The organism is Dyadobacter fanqingshengii (genome assembly GCF_023822005.2).
GTDB classification, from domain to species: Bacteria; Bacteroidota; Bacteroidia; order Cytophagales; family Spirosomataceae; genus Dyadobacter; species Dyadobacter fanqingshengii.
In genome coordinates this window covers 3,006,138-3,020,798 of sequence record NZ_CP098806.1, presented here as the reverse complement: position 1 = coordinate 3,020,798, position 14,661 = coordinate 3,006,138, and the positions used below count along the sequence as shown (strand labels likewise).

Annotated in this window: 16 protein-coding genes; 7 read left to right on the top strand and 9 right to left on the bottom strand. The window is 43.2% G+C overall.

Translation table 11 applies throughout. The features are described from left to right. From zwf to NFI81_RS12585, 4 genes are all read left to right on the top strand, one after another. Positions 1–1,509: a glucose-6-phosphate dehydrogenase gene (gene zwf, locus NFI81_RS12600; RefSeq protein ID WP_234612085.1), complete on the top strand. Its 1,509-nt coding sequence runs from the start codon at positions 1–3 to the stop codon at positions 1,507–1,509. Between the two features lie 9 nt (positions 1,510–1,518). Then, positions 1,519–2,232: a 6-phosphogluconolactonase gene (gene pgl / locus NFI81_RS12595; RefSeq protein WP_310589229.1), complete on the top strand. Its 714-nt coding sequence runs from the start codon at positions 1,519–1,521 to the stop codon at positions 2,230–2,232. A gap of 161 nt (positions 2,233–2,393) precedes the next feature. Next, the gene (locus tag NFI81_RS12590) at positions 2,394–2,570 is read left to right on the top strand and encodes a hypothetical protein (RefSeq protein ID WP_234612087.1); all 177 of its coding nucleotides are present in this window, start codon (positions 2,394–2,396) and stop codon (positions 2,568–2,570) included. Beyond that, positions 2,567–3,409, top strand: coding sequence for an SPFH domain-containing protein (locus tag NFI81_RS12585; protein ID WP_234612088.1), 843 nt, complete (start codon positions 2,567–2,569; stop codon positions 3,407–3,409). The genes NFI81_RS12590 and NFI81_RS12585 overlap by 4 nt, the downstream gene beginning before the upstream one ends. A 166-nt stretch (positions 3,410–3,575) precedes the next feature. Here NFI81_RS12585 and NFI81_RS12580 read toward each other — a convergent pair whose 3' ends face one another. The 7 genes from NFI81_RS12580 to NFI81_RS12550 form a co-directional block, all read right to left on the bottom strand. Next, the gene (locus NFI81_RS12580) at positions 3,576–4,247 is read right to left on the bottom strand and encodes a hypothetical protein (protein WP_234612089.1); all 672 of its coding nucleotides are present in this window, start codon (positions 4,245–4,247) and stop codon (positions 3,576–3,578) included. 10 nt (positions 4,248–4,257) lie between these two features. Beyond that, positions 4,258–4,638 (bottom strand): GntR family transcriptional regulator, encoded by a 381-nt coding sequence (locus NFI81_RS12575; RefSeq protein WP_234612090.1) that lies wholly within the window; start codon positions 4,636–4,638, stop codon positions 4,258–4,260. Between the two features lie 11 nt (positions 4,639–4,649). Further along, positions 4,650–5,453, bottom strand: a complete 804-nt coding sequence (locus NFI81_RS12570) for a hypothetical protein (RefSeq protein ID WP_234612091.1) — start codon at positions 5,451–5,453, stop codon at positions 4,650–4,652. A gap of 86 nt (positions 5,454–5,539) precedes the next feature. Then, complete coding sequence (locus NFI81_RS12565; protein WP_234612092.1) at positions 5,540–6,379, bottom strand: ABC transporter ATP-binding protein; 840 nt, start codon at positions 6,377–6,379, stop codon at positions 5,540–5,542. Positions 6,380–6,490: 111 nt separating this feature from the next. Further along, positions 6,491–7,093 (bottom strand): nucleotidyltransferase family protein, encoded by a 603-nt coding sequence (locus NFI81_RS12560; protein ID WP_234612093.1) that lies wholly within the window; start codon positions 7,091–7,093, stop codon positions 6,491–6,493. Between the two features lie 3 nt (positions 7,094–7,096). Then, on the bottom strand, positions 7,097–8,299 hold the full coding sequence (locus NFI81_RS12555; protein WP_234612094.1) for an XdhC family protein: 1,203 nt from the start codon (positions 8,297–8,299) through the stop codon (positions 7,097–7,099). After that, complete coding sequence (locus tag NFI81_RS12550; RefSeq protein ID WP_234612095.1) at positions 8,265–9,449, bottom strand: cysteine desulfurase family protein; 1,185 nt, start codon at positions 9,447–9,449, stop codon at positions 8,265–8,267. Before NFI81_RS12550 ends, NFI81_RS12555 begins: the two co-directional genes overlap by 35 nt. Positions 9,450–9,618: 169 nt before the next feature. Here NFI81_RS12550 and NFI81_RS12545 point away from each other — a divergent pair, with 169 nt between their 5' ends. Next, positions 9,619–10,254, top strand: a complete 636-nt coding sequence (locus NFI81_RS12545; protein ID WP_234612096.1) for a peroxiredoxin — start codon at positions 9,619–9,621, stop codon at positions 10,252–10,254. 65 nt (positions 10,255–10,319) lie between these two features. On the opposite strand, the gene NFI81_RS12540 is transcribed toward NFI81_RS12545, so the two are convergent. Then, positions 10,320–11,048 (bottom strand): DUF6962 family protein, encoded by a 729-nt coding sequence (locus NFI81_RS12540; RefSeq protein WP_234612097.1) that lies wholly within the window; start codon positions 11,046–11,048, stop codon positions 10,320–10,322. A 203-nt stretch (positions 11,049–11,251) separates the two neighbouring features. Between NFI81_RS12540 and NFI81_RS12535 the strand changes: the two genes are divergently transcribed. Beyond that, positions 11,252–11,953: an MCP four helix bundle domain-containing protein gene (locus tag NFI81_RS12535; RefSeq protein ID WP_234612098.1), complete on the top strand. Its 702-nt coding sequence runs from the start codon at positions 11,252–11,254 to the stop codon at positions 11,951–11,953. Between the two features lie 60 nt (positions 11,954–12,013). Here NFI81_RS12535 and NFI81_RS12530 read toward each other — a convergent pair whose 3' ends face one another. Then, a complete protein-coding gene (locus NFI81_RS12530; protein ID WP_234612099.1) occupies positions 12,014–12,499 on the bottom strand; it encodes a hypothetical protein in 486 nt (161 codons plus the stop codon). A gap of 308 nt (positions 12,500–12,807) precedes the next feature. Here NFI81_RS12530 and htpG point away from each other — a divergent pair, with 308 nt between their 5' ends. Next, positions 12,808–14,646 carry a molecular chaperone HtpG gene (htpG, locus tag NFI81_RS12525; protein WP_234612100.1) on the top strand — a complete coding sequence of 613 codons (1,839 nt, stop codon included), beginning with the start codon at positions 12,808–12,810 and terminating at the stop codon, positions 14,644–14,646. Positions 14,647–14,661: the final 15 nt, after the last annotated feature.

The following is a 14,661-nucleotide window of genomic DNA, read 5'->3' as shown; positions in this document are numbered from 1 at the left end:
ATGCAAACCAATAAACGTCCACCTGCCTCAGTATTATTTATTTTCGGAGGAAGCGGGGACCTTAATTACAGGAAGCTAACTCCGGCACTCTATAATCTTTTTTTGGATAATTGGATGCCTGAGAAGTTTGCCATAGCGGGCATTGGCCGCAGTGCTTACTCCAACGAGAAATATCACGAGCATTTACTGGACGGAGTAACCAAGTTTTCGCGCCGGAAAGGCAAGCAAAATGGTCATTGGACAGAATTTACCGAGCACGTTTCCTATTTGCAAATGGATGGAGACGATGCCGCTGCTTACCATTTGATCACGGATTTGGTTAAACAAAAAGAAGAAGAATGGGGCGTGCATCCCAATGTAATATTTTACCTGGCCGTTGCACCGCAGCTTGTCCCTTCGATTGCGCAGAAGTTAGGTGCATTGAAAATTTGTTCAGAAAAAGGCACGACCAGAATTGTTGTTGAAAAACCTTTTGGACACGATCTGGAAAGCGCACATGAGCTTAATGAATTGTTATCCAGCATGTTTGCTGAGGAGCAAATCTTCCGTATTGACCATTATTTAGGAAAAGAAACGGTTCAAAATATCCTCGCATTGCGTTTTGCGAATGCACTTTTTGAGCCGCTTTGGAACAGACATTATATTGACCACATTCAGATTACAGCAGCTGAAAGTGTTGGTTTAGAGGGTAGAGGAGGTTATTTCGAACATGCGGGAGCTTTGCGCGACATGGTCCAGAATCACATCTTGCAGATCCTTTGTATGATCGCTATGGAGCCGCCTGTTTCTTTTGATGCCAATGAAATCCGTAACAAAAAAGTGGATGTATTGAATGCGATCCGCCGCATTACAAAGGAACAAGTTCACGATTATGCTGTCCGCGGGCAATATTCCGGTGGTTGGAAAAAAGGTGAAAAAGTGGTTGGGTATCGTCAGGAAGAAGGCGTTAACCCACAATCCAACATTGATACATTCGCCGCTGCCAAGTTTTATATTGATAACTGGCGTTGGCAGGGCGTTCCATTTTACGTTCGCACGGGTAAGTTTTTGAATCAAAAGGCTACGCACATTACTTTACAGTTCAAACCGGCTCCACATTACGCGTTCCCGGCAGAAGCTGCGGAAACATGGCGCTCTAACAGGTTGACGATCAGTATTCAACCGAATATGGATATCAGCATACGTTTTCAGGCGAAACGTCCGGGTCAGACTATGACATTGGATCCCGTAGACATGACATTCGATTATGATGCAGTCGCTGGTGAACATGCACCGGAAGCTTATGAAACATTGCTGCTGGATGTAATGGAGGGCGACGCAACATTGTTCATGCGCAATGATCAGGTGGATGCTGCCTGGAAAGTGATTATGCCGATCCTGGAAACATGGGAGAGCAGAACACCACAGGATTTTCCTAATTATGCGCCGGATTCATGGGGGCCGGATGGCGCAGATGCGCTGCTTGCACGCGACGGACATACATGGATCAACCTTCCACCAGCGCTTTAACATATGGAAATGCACATTGCAAACGACACCGGGCGGCTCAGTCACGATCTGGCTGCCTGGTTAAGTGATTATATCAGGGAGGTGCTGTCGCAAAAGGATCGGTTTACATTCGTATTGTCCGGAGGGAGCACGCCCAAACAACTTTATGCATTGCTTGCGGAATCGCCTTACAAAGAGGCGATTGACTGGCAAAAAATCCATTTTTTCTGGGGAGATGAACGCGCTGTCCCTTTTGAAGATTCGCGGAACAATGCAAAGATGTGTTATGATGAATTGCTGAATAAAGTGCCGGTTAACCCCGCTCACATCCACATCATGCGCACCGATATCGGACCGGAAGAGTCGGCCTTTGCTTATGAAAAAGTATTGAAAGATTATTTCAACGACTCGGAAATTACATTCGATTTCGTGTTGTTAGGGATGGGTGATGATGGTCATACGCTTTCGTTATTTCCTGGCACTGAGGTGATTCATGAGGAAAATGACTGGGTTAAGGCGTTTTATTTACCGGCTCAGGAAATGTTCAGGATCACATTGACGGCCCCGGTCGTAAACCATGCGGCCTGTGTTGCATTTTTGGCAGCAGGTGCCGGAAAAGCAGAAACATTAAAGCATGTTCTGAACGGCGAGCCTAACACTGATCTTTATCCTTCTCAGATTATAAAGCCTGTTAAAGGACAGCTGCACTGGTTTATTGATCGGGCAGCGGCGGCAATGCTCTGAATTTAAAAAGCTAATATGAATAAAGACGCATCTGAAAATGGTGCGTCTTTTTGTTTGTAATGGTTTTTGATACGTTTAACGTTCCAAAGACACCACTGAATAAATTTATTATAAGTCTGGGTTTAGTAGCATTAAATTTACTTGAAACAAACCTCACAGACATGAAGCACTTTCTGAAAATCGTGGCGGTTATCATCGTCATCACTTATTCCCTTAAACTTGTTAACGCTCAGTCCGACCTGCTGGTTTTTGGCGGTTTGGCAATCATTGGCAGTGCCATTTATTTTCTTTTGGCGGATCTCAATCAGTTTTTCAGCTCGTTTAAATCTAAAATATGATGACCCTCGGTAGGAAAATAATTATCGGTTCTGTAAGCTTTTTCGTGGCTGTTATTTTGCTTTTTATTCAGCCTTTCACATTTGAAAACATCGATGCAGGGAATGTTGGCATTCGCATTAACCTGTACGGCTCCGACAAAGGGGTTGACAACATTACATTGGTTACCGGCCGGGTTTGGTATAACGCCTGGACTACCAAGATCATTGAATTTCCAACTTTCACGCAAAGTGTTGATTACGATTCTTTTGTAATTACAACAAAGGACGCAGCAGAATTTAAGGTAGATCCTAAGCTGAATTATCACATTAATCCGGAAAAAGTTCCTCAAATCTATCGCCAATACAGACGACCGTTAGGAGAAATTCAGCAGGGATTTATGAAGAATACCATATATGACGCTTACAGAATCGTCGCCAACTCGTTCAGTTCGGATAGCGTTATGTCAAACCGGGAGGCATTTGAAGACCGCGTCCAGAATGTGCTAACCAAGACTTTGGGCAAAGATGGATTCATATACGACCAGCTAACCTCAGCTATCACGCCGCCGCCTTCGTTGCGGCAAATGATCGACGAGAAAAATACTTCGATTCAAGCACGATTGAAGGCCGAAAACATGGCGAAGCAAGCGGAAGCGGAAGCAAAAGTGATAATCGCCCGTGCGGAAGGCCAGGCGAAGGCAACATTGATCAAAGCGCGGGCCGAAGCAGAAGCTAATCAGCTGCGGCAGAAAACATTAACACCATTGCTGATCCAGCAGGAATGGGTTTCCAAGTGGAACGGTGTGCTGCCCACTACAAATGCTGGCGGCAGCACGAGTTTAATGCTTGGGATTAAATAGAAAAACAATTTCATTCTGTATTATTTTCAGCATTTTCAATTAAAGTCCCCGGGTTGAAACCTGGGGCCAAATAGTGTTTGTGCCTGACGGCACTGTAGCTTCCAAAAAAAGCCGTCAGGCATGACAGATATCATTGCTCAGGTTTTCAACCCGGAGATAAAAAAATTCAAAGTTTCCTAAGCAGGCTTCCGGGCAAATTAACACGCGCGCTGTTTGAAACTTCCAGGTCTAATGATTCGAAAATATCTTGATCGACCTGAAAATTGCTGCTGTCCATCACAACGACTTTGCCTTTTCCAAACTGGTTCATACCATTCAATTTCACAATTGTACCGGCGCTGAATTGCGCATCAAGGTCGGTTACCTGATTTTCCGACAACATTATCGCACCTCCATGCTGCTTCACTTGCAGCTTGTCTCCTTTGAAACCTTTGATCTTGCAAATGATCTCGTTGGATTCCAGTCCATCCAATTTGGGGGTTAAAATGTAGACGGCTGGTCTGGAATAAAATATATTTTCGTTGAATCGCGATCCTTGCGGTAATTCTTTGTCGTATTTGACGATCAGCGTATCATTTACAACTTTCCAGCTGACATTTTTTTGATCTAAAATCGACTTGATCTCATAATCTTCACCATAACTGATCTCACTAAAGCCGAAGTGCTGTCCTTGCAACTTTACGTAACGAAATGGTTCGACACTATGTCCTTTGTAACCTGTGAACGGATCTTTCCTGTCAAGCAAATCAAACCTTTTTTTTAGGACCAAATCCGATCCGATCACCGCTGTCAGAAACATCGAGAGCATTATAACGAGTAATATATTGCTGGCTTTCATAGCGTTTAGATTAATTGTTTAGCGGAAATGTGTCTACGACAAATTGGTCATATAGCGTTTTTACTTCGTCCATTGTGATATTAAGCAGATAAAGTGTTTTGAAAACTTCCGGCAGTTCAGATTCAAGGAAGCGCTCTTTTTTGTAAATCAAAATACGCTGTTGTGCATCTTCGCTCACCGAATAACCAATGCCCCTTTTGTTAAAAATGATCTCCTTATTTTGTAAAAAATCATATGTCCGCATTACTGTGTTTGGATTCACTTCCAGCATTCCGCCGAAATCCCGCACAGACGGAATGCGCTCGTTGGGAGGCCATTTACCCAACAAGATCTGCTCGCAGATGTAATCGGCAATTTGCAGGTAAATAGACTGTTTATCTTTAAATTCCATGAATGCGTTTTTTAAACTTCCTTTTCTTTTAGTCGTAAATAGGCCATGTACCAAAAGCTCACGATAAAAAGCGCCGTGAAACCTTGTATAGCACGATAAGCGCCTTCCGGGTGTGTGATATGCAGTTCGTTTATCCCTGCAGCGATATTTTGTCCATCGAAATACCAGATTTGCCAGCCGGCAAGCGGCAAAGTGTTAATTCTGGATGGATAGTGGGCCAAGTAACCCGACAGCATGATGTGGGTTGTGAACACAATAAGCACGGCAATGACGATGAACGCCGCAGTTTTGACATATGACCGTTTTGAAAAATATATTGACCCTAAAAACAGAATGCTATGCAACATCAAATAGGCAAAACAAAAGTAGACCGCTAAATCCGGTTTCATGTACGGGTATTTGTAGCTCTTAGCAGGAAATTGGGCATTGGCAGCATCAATCGTTTTGTAATGCAGCTGGAAAAAAAGAATTAAAAACGGAATGATGAACACTAAATTGTAGAAGAGCGCACTGAGAAATTTCTCCAAATTCGAGGCAGGGAGCATTAAACTGCTGATTGAGGTTGGAAAAGCGGAGTAATGCGTCATGGCGCTGCCTGTGTAAAAAGTAGTTGCAAACAGCATAACCATGAAAATAGCCATATAATGCAAAGCCTCGTAAAAGCCCACTGGCTTACTCGACGTTGTAATGGGGAGCATCATTGCAAGTAATAAAACCAGCAAAATAGCCGCGATCAATAGGTAATTTTTGCCGCGCTCAAAAAAGTCGAGCTTGATGACGAGTGCGAACCGGTGAATGTCAAATGTCTGATTCATGATAAATAGAGATCAATTGATGATAGGAAGCAGCGATTGCGTGAGCATCGCCAGCAAAAGCAACAGCAGGGATAAAAAGAACTGTGTCATTTTTTGGTAAAAATTTGTCTGATCCGTTCCGGGTTGCCGAGCACTGCATTGAATAAATATTCCAGGTCCACGCGGCTTTCTTCAAGGTCTGAATTTTCAAAAACAGCTTTATAACCCTTCATTGATGGTTCGGAATAAATAACGCGATCATCATATTCGATGCTGGGTAATGTACCGAAACATAACTTTTCAGCCACTGTGTCCAGGCTGTGCTGAATCAAAATTTTACTGCTTTCCAGAATAATGATCGAGTCAATCAAATTGTCGAGGTCGCGCACCTGGTGTGTTGATATGAGGATAAGCCTGTTTCTGTCAAGGTTCGTTGAAACCAGTTTTCGGAATTGACTTTTCGAAGGAATGTCCAATCCGTTAGTCGGCTCGTCCATGATCAGAATCTTCGTGTTGGTGGAAAGCGCGAATGCAATGAGAAACTTTTTCCGCTGTCCATACGACATATCTGTCAGCTTGTTACCTTCCGGCAAATCCATGTTGACAATGTATCCGTCAAACTGCGCCTCATCGAATTTTGGATAGAAAGGAGCGATCATTTCGAGATATTTCTTCATGGTAACCGACGGCAGGTAAATTTCTTCCGGCAAAAAATAAACGTCTTGCAGGAATGCCGGAAGCCGCTTTTTTGGTTCATGACCCGCAACATTAATGTTACCCGCCTGCGGATAAAGCAGCCCCACCATATTTCGCAGTAAGCTCGATTTGCCCGCACCATTTGTTCCTAGCAAGCCATAAATATGCCCGGCTTCCAGGTTAAGCGACAAATTCTCAAACAGTTTTTTCTTCTTACTATATCCAAAGGTTACGCGGTCAAGGTGGATCATCCTGGAAATGTTTAGTGTTCTAGTTAAGTAGTGCACTGTAAAGGTAGAAATCAGATATCAATAAGCAATCTATTGCTAAAATTTTTTTTAAAGAGTGGAAATAGAGACGATTTAGCTGTTCCGCAGCAGTTTCTGGTAATCTTCCTGCGTATCGATATCAATGCTGCCCAGTGGGAATGGGATAGAAGTCGCGTCGTCGGCGAACTTTTTTACGAGCTTTTTAGCTCCTTCGGCTCCGCTAAGAGTTAGCAGGGCAGGAAAATATTTGTTGGAGAAGAGAACGGGCGTTCCAAAAGTGTTATCATATTCCGATGCCACAATGCCGGATTTTTGTTCCAATGCTTTATCAATCAATGCATTGAATAATGTAACATTGACAAATGGCTGGTCACTCACGGCAAAGATTGCACCGGCAATGTTCGGATGTTTTTTAATGACTTCACGAACACCTGTTACAATAGAAGAAGCCATTCCTTTCTCCCAGTTTTGATTATTGACAACGTGATAGGAAAGTGAATGCAGTTCTTCCTTGATCAGGGATGCATTAGAACCGGTTACGACGATTACAGCTGCGCATTTGGCTTCAATGGCTGCTTCGGTAATATGCCTGATGAGCGTTGTACCCTGGTATTTAAGCAGTTGCTTAGGTTCTCCGAGGCGTGACGAATTGCCCGCAGCAAGGATAATGATCGCATATCCCGACAGTTCCTGCATGATTCAGGATTGACTAGTTTGTATTTCACACAGAAAATCTTCCCGCGTGGATTTATGGTAATCCACTTTCTGGTCTGACCTGCTGTGAATAGGCTCAGGTTTTTTCCGCAACGAGATCCCGGTTCTGCCATTCAAAACTGCCTTGATTTCAGCTAAAACAGACAATGCGATTTCTTCGGAAGTCTCAGCACCAACATCCAGTCCGACAGGGCCGAAAATTTTCGTTTTTTGCTCGTCAGTTACTTCGATTCCCTCATTTCTAAGGTCACCGTACATTCTTTCCAATTTCTTCTTCGGGCCAAGCGCCCCAATGTAAATGCATGCTTCCAGGTTGATCAGTTCTTTTAGCAGTGCCAGATCGTAGTTGTAGTTATGGGTCATAAGCACAAAAAAGGTCTGTGCGTCGGTCTCGATTTTAGACAAAACTTCTGACGGCTTTGCAACAACAACATTGTTCGCTTTCGGAAAGCGCTGTTTCGTCGCATGTCCATTGCGACCATCGACAACCGTAACGTCCCAACCCAGAATATGCGCCATTTCAGACAGCGGAATTGTATCATTACCAGCGCCTGCAATGATCAATGCGGGCGCTGGACGCAAATATTCCACAAACCCCGTTAATTTCTGACCATTAAAAGCAAATTCCCTGAAAAACGATTCCTGTCGTTCCTTCACCAGCTCCGCCTCGGGAAGCATTTGTTCCAGGACGTTATGCCCCAATGCGTTATGAATGGTGATTTTGTCTGTTTCCAGATTCAGGAAGCAGGTTCCCGGTTGGCTTGCAATTCTTGAATTAAGCGAGAATAATGTGATTACCACTGCATTTTGCCGCTTTTCCAATGCCTTTTTCAAAAGTGCAATTGGATTTGCGGCATCATCGCGATGAATGGGCTCAAAAAGGATATGAACTATGCCATTACAGCCGAGCTGAACACCCAATGTAGTGTCATTATCGTCTGTTGTATCGTATGTTACAAGTTTATTTTTTTGTTGAGAAATGGCCAATAATGCTTTTCTGAGCGCATCTCCTTCCAGGCAACCGCCACTGATGGCGCCGGTGAGCTGGCCATCATCCGTGACGAGCATGCGCGCACCCGGACGCCGGTAAGACGAACCTTCGACATGCACGACGGTTGCCAGGGCAGTTTTCTTTCCCACCGCTACCGCTAGCTCATATGACTTTATGATGTCCGTAATTTCTTTCACTCCGATGCTCTTTTACAATTTTAGAAATTACCTTAACAGCATGATCTACTTGCTGTTCCGTAGAAAATCTGCCAAAACTAAACCTGAATGTGCTGTGGATCAATTCATTAGAAAGACCCATTGCTTTCAAAACATAACTGGGTTCAAGTGTTGCGGAAGTGCATGCTGAGCTTCTTGAAAATGCAATATCGCTAGCTGCCTCAAAAATCATTTTTTCACCATCAATATCATGGAATGAAATGTTGGTCGCGTGTGGCAGGCGAGGCGTGTTTCCGGCATTGATATCAATGTGGCGCAATTCCAAAAGCTGCGTTTCAAAATGATCGCGCAATGCACTTAGTTGCTCGCTTTCCGATGCTAGTTTTTCAGTGCAGATTTCGCAGGCTTTACCAAAAGCTACAATGCCGGGAACATTGAGTGTGCCGCTGCGCATATTGCGTTCGTGGCCACCACCATCAATCTGGGCAGTGAGCGTCACGGTTGGATTTTTCTTTCTTACATAAAGCGCGCCAACGCCTTTGGGGCCATAAAGTTTATGCGCGCTGAAAGCCAGCAAGTCAATGCCGTCCGCCTGCACATTCACCGGAATTTTACCTACTGCCTGAGTCGCGTCGGTGAAAAACAGAATGCCGTGGGCTTTTGCAATGTCACTTATTTCTTTGATCGGCTGGATAACGCCCGTTTCATTGTTAGCATACATCACAGCAATCAGCAATGTTTCTGGTGTAATCGCTTGTTCCAACTCTTTCAAATCAATCAACCCATTGGACCCAACGAGCAGATAAGTGACTGAGCCGCCCAGGTTTTTAATGCGCTTACAAGTGTCCAGAACGGCCCTATGCTCGGTAACAACTGTGATGATATGCCCTTTTTTTTCAGTATTACTCTCCCAAACACCCTTAATAGCCAGGTTAACGGCCTCAGTTGCACCCGATGTAAAAACGATCTCCTGCGGATGTGCGCCAATCAGGCTGGCGATATTTTCTCGGCCCATATCCACGGCCTCCTCAGCTTCCCAGCCATAAGAATGCGTGCGGCTGGCTGCATTGCCAAATTTCTCCGAAAAGTAGGGCAACATTTCCTCCAAAACCTTTGGGTCCATTGGAGTGGTTGCATTATTATCCAGGTAAACAGGCAATTTTAAGTTCATGGCAACAGAAGTGAATGTTTATTGGAGAAAACAAAAACCTTCTTTATAGTTCAAATTAAACAAAAAAGCATCTTAATCAGAGAAACGCACTTTTGAAACTTATTATTTATTTTTGTGTTAAACTCTATAATGTCAGTAGATTAGATTTTTCATTTAAAACATAATAATTATGTCACTTCGACTAGGAGATATTGCCCCTGATTTCGAGGCAAACACCACCCAAGGCCAGATCAAGTTTCATGAGTGGTTGGGAGATAGCTGGGGATTGCTATTTTCTCACCCTGCCGACTTTACCCCGGTTTGCACAACCGAGCTTGGTAAAACTGCTCTTTTAAAAGGAGAATTTGAGAAACGCAATGTAAAGGTGCTCGCAGTGAGTGTGGATGACATTGATTCGCACAATCGCTGGATCCCGGATATTAATGAAGTGAATAACACCGAAGTTAATTTCCCGATCATTGCCGATGAAGGCCGCAAGGTTGCGGAGCTTTATGATATGATCCACCCGAATGCCAGTGAAAAAGCAACAGTTAGGTCTGTGTTTATCGTTGGACCGGATAAGAAAATTAAGCTTACCCTGACTTACCCAGCTTCCACAGGCCGTAATTTTAACGAAATCCTGCGTGTGGTTGACTCGCTGCAATTGACTGCAAATTATTCAGTTGCAACGCCAGCCGACTGGAAAGATGGCGACGATGTGATCGTTGTTCCGGCGGTGAGCACGGAGGATGCGCAAAAAAGATTTACGAAAGGCCTTAACATTGTGAAGCCATATCTTCGTTACACGCCCCAGCCAAACAAATAGTCTTGCTGGTCGTAAAAAAGAGGATGTCACATTGTGTGGCATCCTCTTTTTTACGACCAATTTGATCAGGCCTCGCTTTCGAGCACTTCTTTAGGCCTGATGACTTCGTCTCCGTAATAAGTCATGTGTTTTGCTCCCAGATAGTAAAACCATATTGAAGCACCCATTGTGATGTGGCTGATGTCATTGTAGTTGAACCACGGGCCAAAACTGAATTTCAGTGCGTGGAGACCAGCCGAAGCAGCTCCTAAGCCCGTCGCTATAAAAATATTGACACTTCCAGGATCTTTTTTCTTCTTGTACACATAAATTTCTATCAAGAAAAGCATGAGGAAAAGACCATAAAAGGCGTGAATTTCCACAATCAAAAAATTGAGCGTGATGAATGTCAGTATGAAGAACACGGCAAGTTCTACGTAATTTAACCATCCCAAAATCAGTCCATTACGCTTCTGTAACAGTGGCTTGATGTGCCAGATGGCAGCACGTTCAAACAGCGCCACTGCAATCATACTGGCAAACCAGCCCGGGATTTTTCCTGGCTGACCGGTCAGGTATAGGAAGCCGTGCCCGAGAACGCCGCCAATTGCCGTCGCAATTCCCATAAAAAGAAAGAAAAACTGGATTTGTCTGTACATCCTGTGCGCCCGTCCCAATTTACCCAAATGGACAAATGCATAAATGCATATGACGGTCATCATTAGACTAGAAATTACAGTCGAAGGTTCCAAAATAGTTATTCCAAAAACCTGAATCTGGTGAACCTTACTGAAATCAATTGCAACTTCATTCATGAACGGAAGAGTGTTTTATGTAATCAATGTAACAAAATTATACCACGATTCGGAAATGATATCCCATTTGCCGGATTATCTTCCATATTTGCTTATATTGACCATATATTTGTAGTGAATAAAACGTTATTATACGGAGGAGTTTTAGTATTTTTTTAATTCAAAACTTCCGTTCAGAGTTTTCCATTTTTAACAGTCATTGCATGAAATGGTCTTTTGTGATTCAACAAAAATTGAAAGCGGCTTTGCTTCTGGGAGGCATTATGGGGTTGATCATATTGGCCACGCTGCTGTCCAGACGCAATATGGAGGGGATTGACAAGTCTTTCTCATCTATTTATCAGGATCGTTTGATACCGGCGACTACCATCATTTATCTAACAGAAAACCTGTACGGGAAGCGTCTTTCGCTTGAAGAATACTTGCTGACGAACGGCGCAGAAAATAAAAATGAGATAAAATTGCAATTAAGCGATCATAACCGGCGCATTGATTCGCTGATCGGGGCATTTGAAAAAACATATCTTGTGGATGAAGAGGCCAAAAGCCTCATAGCGTTTAAAACCGAAGTGCTCAAATATAAGGCATTGGAGAAGTCGGTGCTGAACCTGTGCAATGCAGGCGCTCAGGAAGAAGGCAAGAAACTGTTTGCTGGCGCGGGATCAAACACATTTAAGAACACGATTACGAACCTTAACGAGCTGACGAACATTCAGTCCAGCATTGGAAAAGATCTGATGAAAGAATCAAAAAGTGATATCGCGAGCTTCGGGATTATTTCTTTCCTTCAGATTGGGCTGGCAGTTGTTATCGGGTTAATGTTGCTGGTTTTGATACAGAACTCGGCTATCATCAACAAGCCAAAGATCACAGGCGAAAAAAACCAGTATTTCAATCTCAACTAAATACACATTAAACGCAAAAAGGTCAGGATTGCCTGACCTTTTTGCGTTTATAATGATATGTTATTGGCCTACTTTCCGGCCTTTCAAGGTTTCTCTCGAATTTTTTACTTGTTTCAAAAGGTCTTTCTTTACAAAAAGACGTGCTCCGTTTCCACCTTGCAGATCGAATGTCCTTTCTTTGTAATCAAACTTGTTGTTTGGCAGCACGTCCAGGAAATAATTCTGGCCGCTCAGATTGAACTTCATTCCTTTGGTATCCTGCTGCGTATCGTCCCAGGAAACATGGATAACACCATTATCGGAGCTCAATGCTACGCCAGGTGTAAAAGGAAGTACATTGATGGTCTGAATGCTTTTACCATTGCTCATCGTGATTTGTCCTTCCGGATTTACCTTAATGTCGTTCGGGTCAGAAACTTCTCTGCGAATGTTGATTGCCTTGTCATTGAAAAACTGAACTTTGGCTATCTCAATGTTTGCTGATTCCAGGTCGCGGCGAAGATCTTCCGTAAACACTGTATAATTAGAAAGAGGGACAGAATTCATTGTGGTGCAAGCCGATATTGCGCTCAATAAGAATACGCCTGCAAAAAGTTTTTTAATAAGATTCATGTTACTAATTGGTGTTCTGAATGAACTGTTTGGATGATTTTAGTTGAGTTGTTTACAGATCGCAATATTAAGAAAAAAGCCAGTCAGTTACCAACCAATTGATTTTATGTAACGAATTCAGCATTCCTGACAATCTGTCAGCCAACCGGCATTTTAATTGTATTTGGAACGCATATTTGTATTCTGTATTGCAACACAGAAAAAACAATTTCTTCAATAATATAAACAAAAACGGCATAACTATGGAATCAGTGATTCAGGAAAAAGGAAACTTAAGCATTCATACCGAGAACATATTTCCGATAATCAAAAAATTCCTTTATTCGGACCACGAAATCTTTTTACGTGAATTAGTATCCAACGCAGTTGACGCCTCTCAGAAAATTAAAAAACTGGCTTCTTACGGGGAATTCAACGGAGAGCTGGGCGACCTGAAAGTGGTTGTTAAGCTGGACAAGGAGGCCAAAACCATTACGATCAGCGATAATGGGATTGGTATGACTGCGGACGAGATCAAAAAATATATTAACCAGATCGCATTCTCGGGAGCGACCGAATTTGTTGAAAAATACAAGGATAAAGGCGAGGATGGCAAAGGTGATAAGGGGATAATCGGCCATTTTGGGCTGGGTTTCTATTCTGCTTACATGGTTGCGGAAAATGTAGAGATCATTACCAAATCATATCAGGAAGGCGCGGAAGCAGTGCGTTGGGAATGTGATGGTTCCACGGAATTTGAATTGGGGCCAGCTGAGAAAGCAGAGCGTGGTTCAGACATTATCCTGCACATTGCTGCTGATTCTGAGGAGTTTCTGGATGAACACCGTCTGCGCGGCATCCTTGAAAAATATGGCAAGTTTCTTCCTATCGAGATTGAATTTGAAGAAAAGGTCATCAATAACCCGAATCCGATCTGGACAAAAAATCCTGCTGACCTAAAAGATGAGGACTATCTGGCTTTCTACAAAGAGCTTTATCCGTTTAGCGAAGACCCGCTTTTCTGGATCCATTTGAATGTGGATTATCCTTTTAATCTAACAGGCGTGCTTTATTTCCCTAAACTGAAAAATGATTTTCAGGGACAGCGTGAAAAAATTCAGCTTTATAGCCGTCAGGTGTTCATTACGGATGAAGTAAAAGACATCGTTCCCGATTTCCTTCAACTCTTGCACGGCGTTATTGACTCGCCGGACATTCCATTGAATGTTTCAAGAAGCTATCTGCAAGCAGATGGTAATGTGAAGAAGATCAATGGTTATATCACACGTAAAGTGGCGGATAAGCTTTCGGAGATCTTCAAAAATGACCGCGAAGGTTTTGAGAAAAAATTTGATGATATCGGGCTTTTTGTAAAATACGGAATCATCAGCGACGATAAATTCTATGAAAAAGCGAAGGATTTCTGCTTGTTGAAAAACACAGAAGGCAAATTCTTTACATTTGAAGAATATCGGGAGCACGTGAAAGGCAACCAGACGGATAAAAACGACACACAGGTTTGGCTTTACACAACAGATGAGAAAAAGCAGGATGCGTTTATCCAGTCGGCTAAAAAACGCAGCTATGACGTCCTGACATTCACCACGATCATTGATTCACATTTTATCAATGCGCTTGAACAGAAGCTTGAAAAAGTGAATGTGAAGCGTGTGGATGCGGATACGCTCGATAAGCTGGTTGAAAAGGATGTAACATTGGAAAGCATTCTTTCGTCAGATGATCAGGATAAAGTGAAAAAGATCTTTGAAGAAGTGGCGGGAAGCAAAAGCGCGCACGTGCAGGTGGAGGCAATGCCTGTGGATGAATTGCCCGTTGTCATCACATTCCCTGAATTTATGCGTCGTATGACCGACATGCAGGCGACTTCGGGACAGCGTTCTATGTTCGGTGATATGCCGTTAATGTACACTGTATCATTGAACTCTAACCACCCGGTCATTAGCCGCGTGCTGCAAAGTGAAAATGAGGAAGCGCAGAAATCGTTGGCAAAACAGGTTTTTGATCTTGCATTGCTTTCACAAGGACTGTTATCAGGAAGCGACTTAACGCAATTTATCCAAAGAACAGTTTCGACTTTGTAATACCAACCATAATAA

Excerpts from the sequence above, each read along its gene's own strand:
- zwf (WP_234612085.1), top strand. The coding sequence starts at position 1 with ATGCAAACCAATAAACGTCCACCTGCCTCAGTATTATTTATTTTCGGA.
- pgl (WP_310589229.1), top strand. The coding sequence starts at position 1,519 with ATGCACATTGCAAACGACACCGGGCGGCTCAGTCACGATCTGGCTGCC.
- NFI81_RS12590 (WP_234612087.1), top strand. The coding sequence starts at position 2,394 with ATGAAGCACTTTCTGAAAATCGTGGCGGTTATCATCGTCATCACTTAT.
- NFI81_RS12585 (WP_234612088.1), top strand. The coding sequence starts at position 2,567 with ATGATGACCCTCGGTAGGAAAATAATTATCGGTTCTGTAAGCTTTTTC.
- NFI81_RS12580 (WP_234612089.1), bottom strand. The coding sequence starts at position 4,247 with ATGAAAGCCAGCAATATATTACTCGTTATAATGCTCTCGATGTTTCTG.
- NFI81_RS12575 (WP_234612090.1), bottom strand. The coding sequence starts at position 4,638 with ATGGAATTTAAAGATAAACAGTCTATTTACCTGCAAATTGCCGATTAC.
- NFI81_RS12570 (WP_234612091.1), bottom strand. The coding sequence starts at position 5,453 with ATGAATCAGACATTTGACATTCACCGGTTCGCACTCGTCATCAAGCTC.
- NFI81_RS12565 (WP_234612092.1), bottom strand. The coding sequence starts at position 6,379 with ATGATCCACCTTGACCGCGTAACCTTTGGATATAGTAAGAAGAAAAAA.
- NFI81_RS12560 (WP_234612093.1), bottom strand. The coding sequence starts at position 7,093 with ATGCAGGAACTGTCGGGATATGCGATCATTATCCTTGCTGCGGGCAAT.
- NFI81_RS12550 (WP_234612095.1), bottom strand. The coding sequence starts at position 9,449 with ATGAACTTAAAATTGCCTGTTTACCTGGATAATAATGCAACCACTCCA.
- NFI81_RS12545 (WP_234612096.1), top strand. The coding sequence starts at position 9,619 with ATGTCACTTCGACTAGGAGATATTGCCCCTGATTTCGAGGCAAACACC.
- NFI81_RS12540 (WP_234612097.1), bottom strand. The coding sequence starts at position 11,048 with ATGAATGAAGTTGCAATTGATTTCAGTAAGGTTCACCAGATTCAGGTT.
- NFI81_RS12535 (WP_234612098.1), top strand. The coding sequence starts at position 11,252 with ATGAAATGGTCTTTTGTGATTCAACAAAAATTGAAAGCGGCTTTGCTT.
- NFI81_RS12530 (WP_234612099.1), bottom strand. The coding sequence starts at position 12,499 with ATGAATTCTGTCCCTCTTTCTAATTATACAGTGTTTACGGAAGATCTT.
- htpG (WP_234612100.1), top strand. The coding sequence starts at position 12,808 with ATGGAATCAGTGATTCAGGAAAAAGGAAACTTAAGCATTCATACCGAG.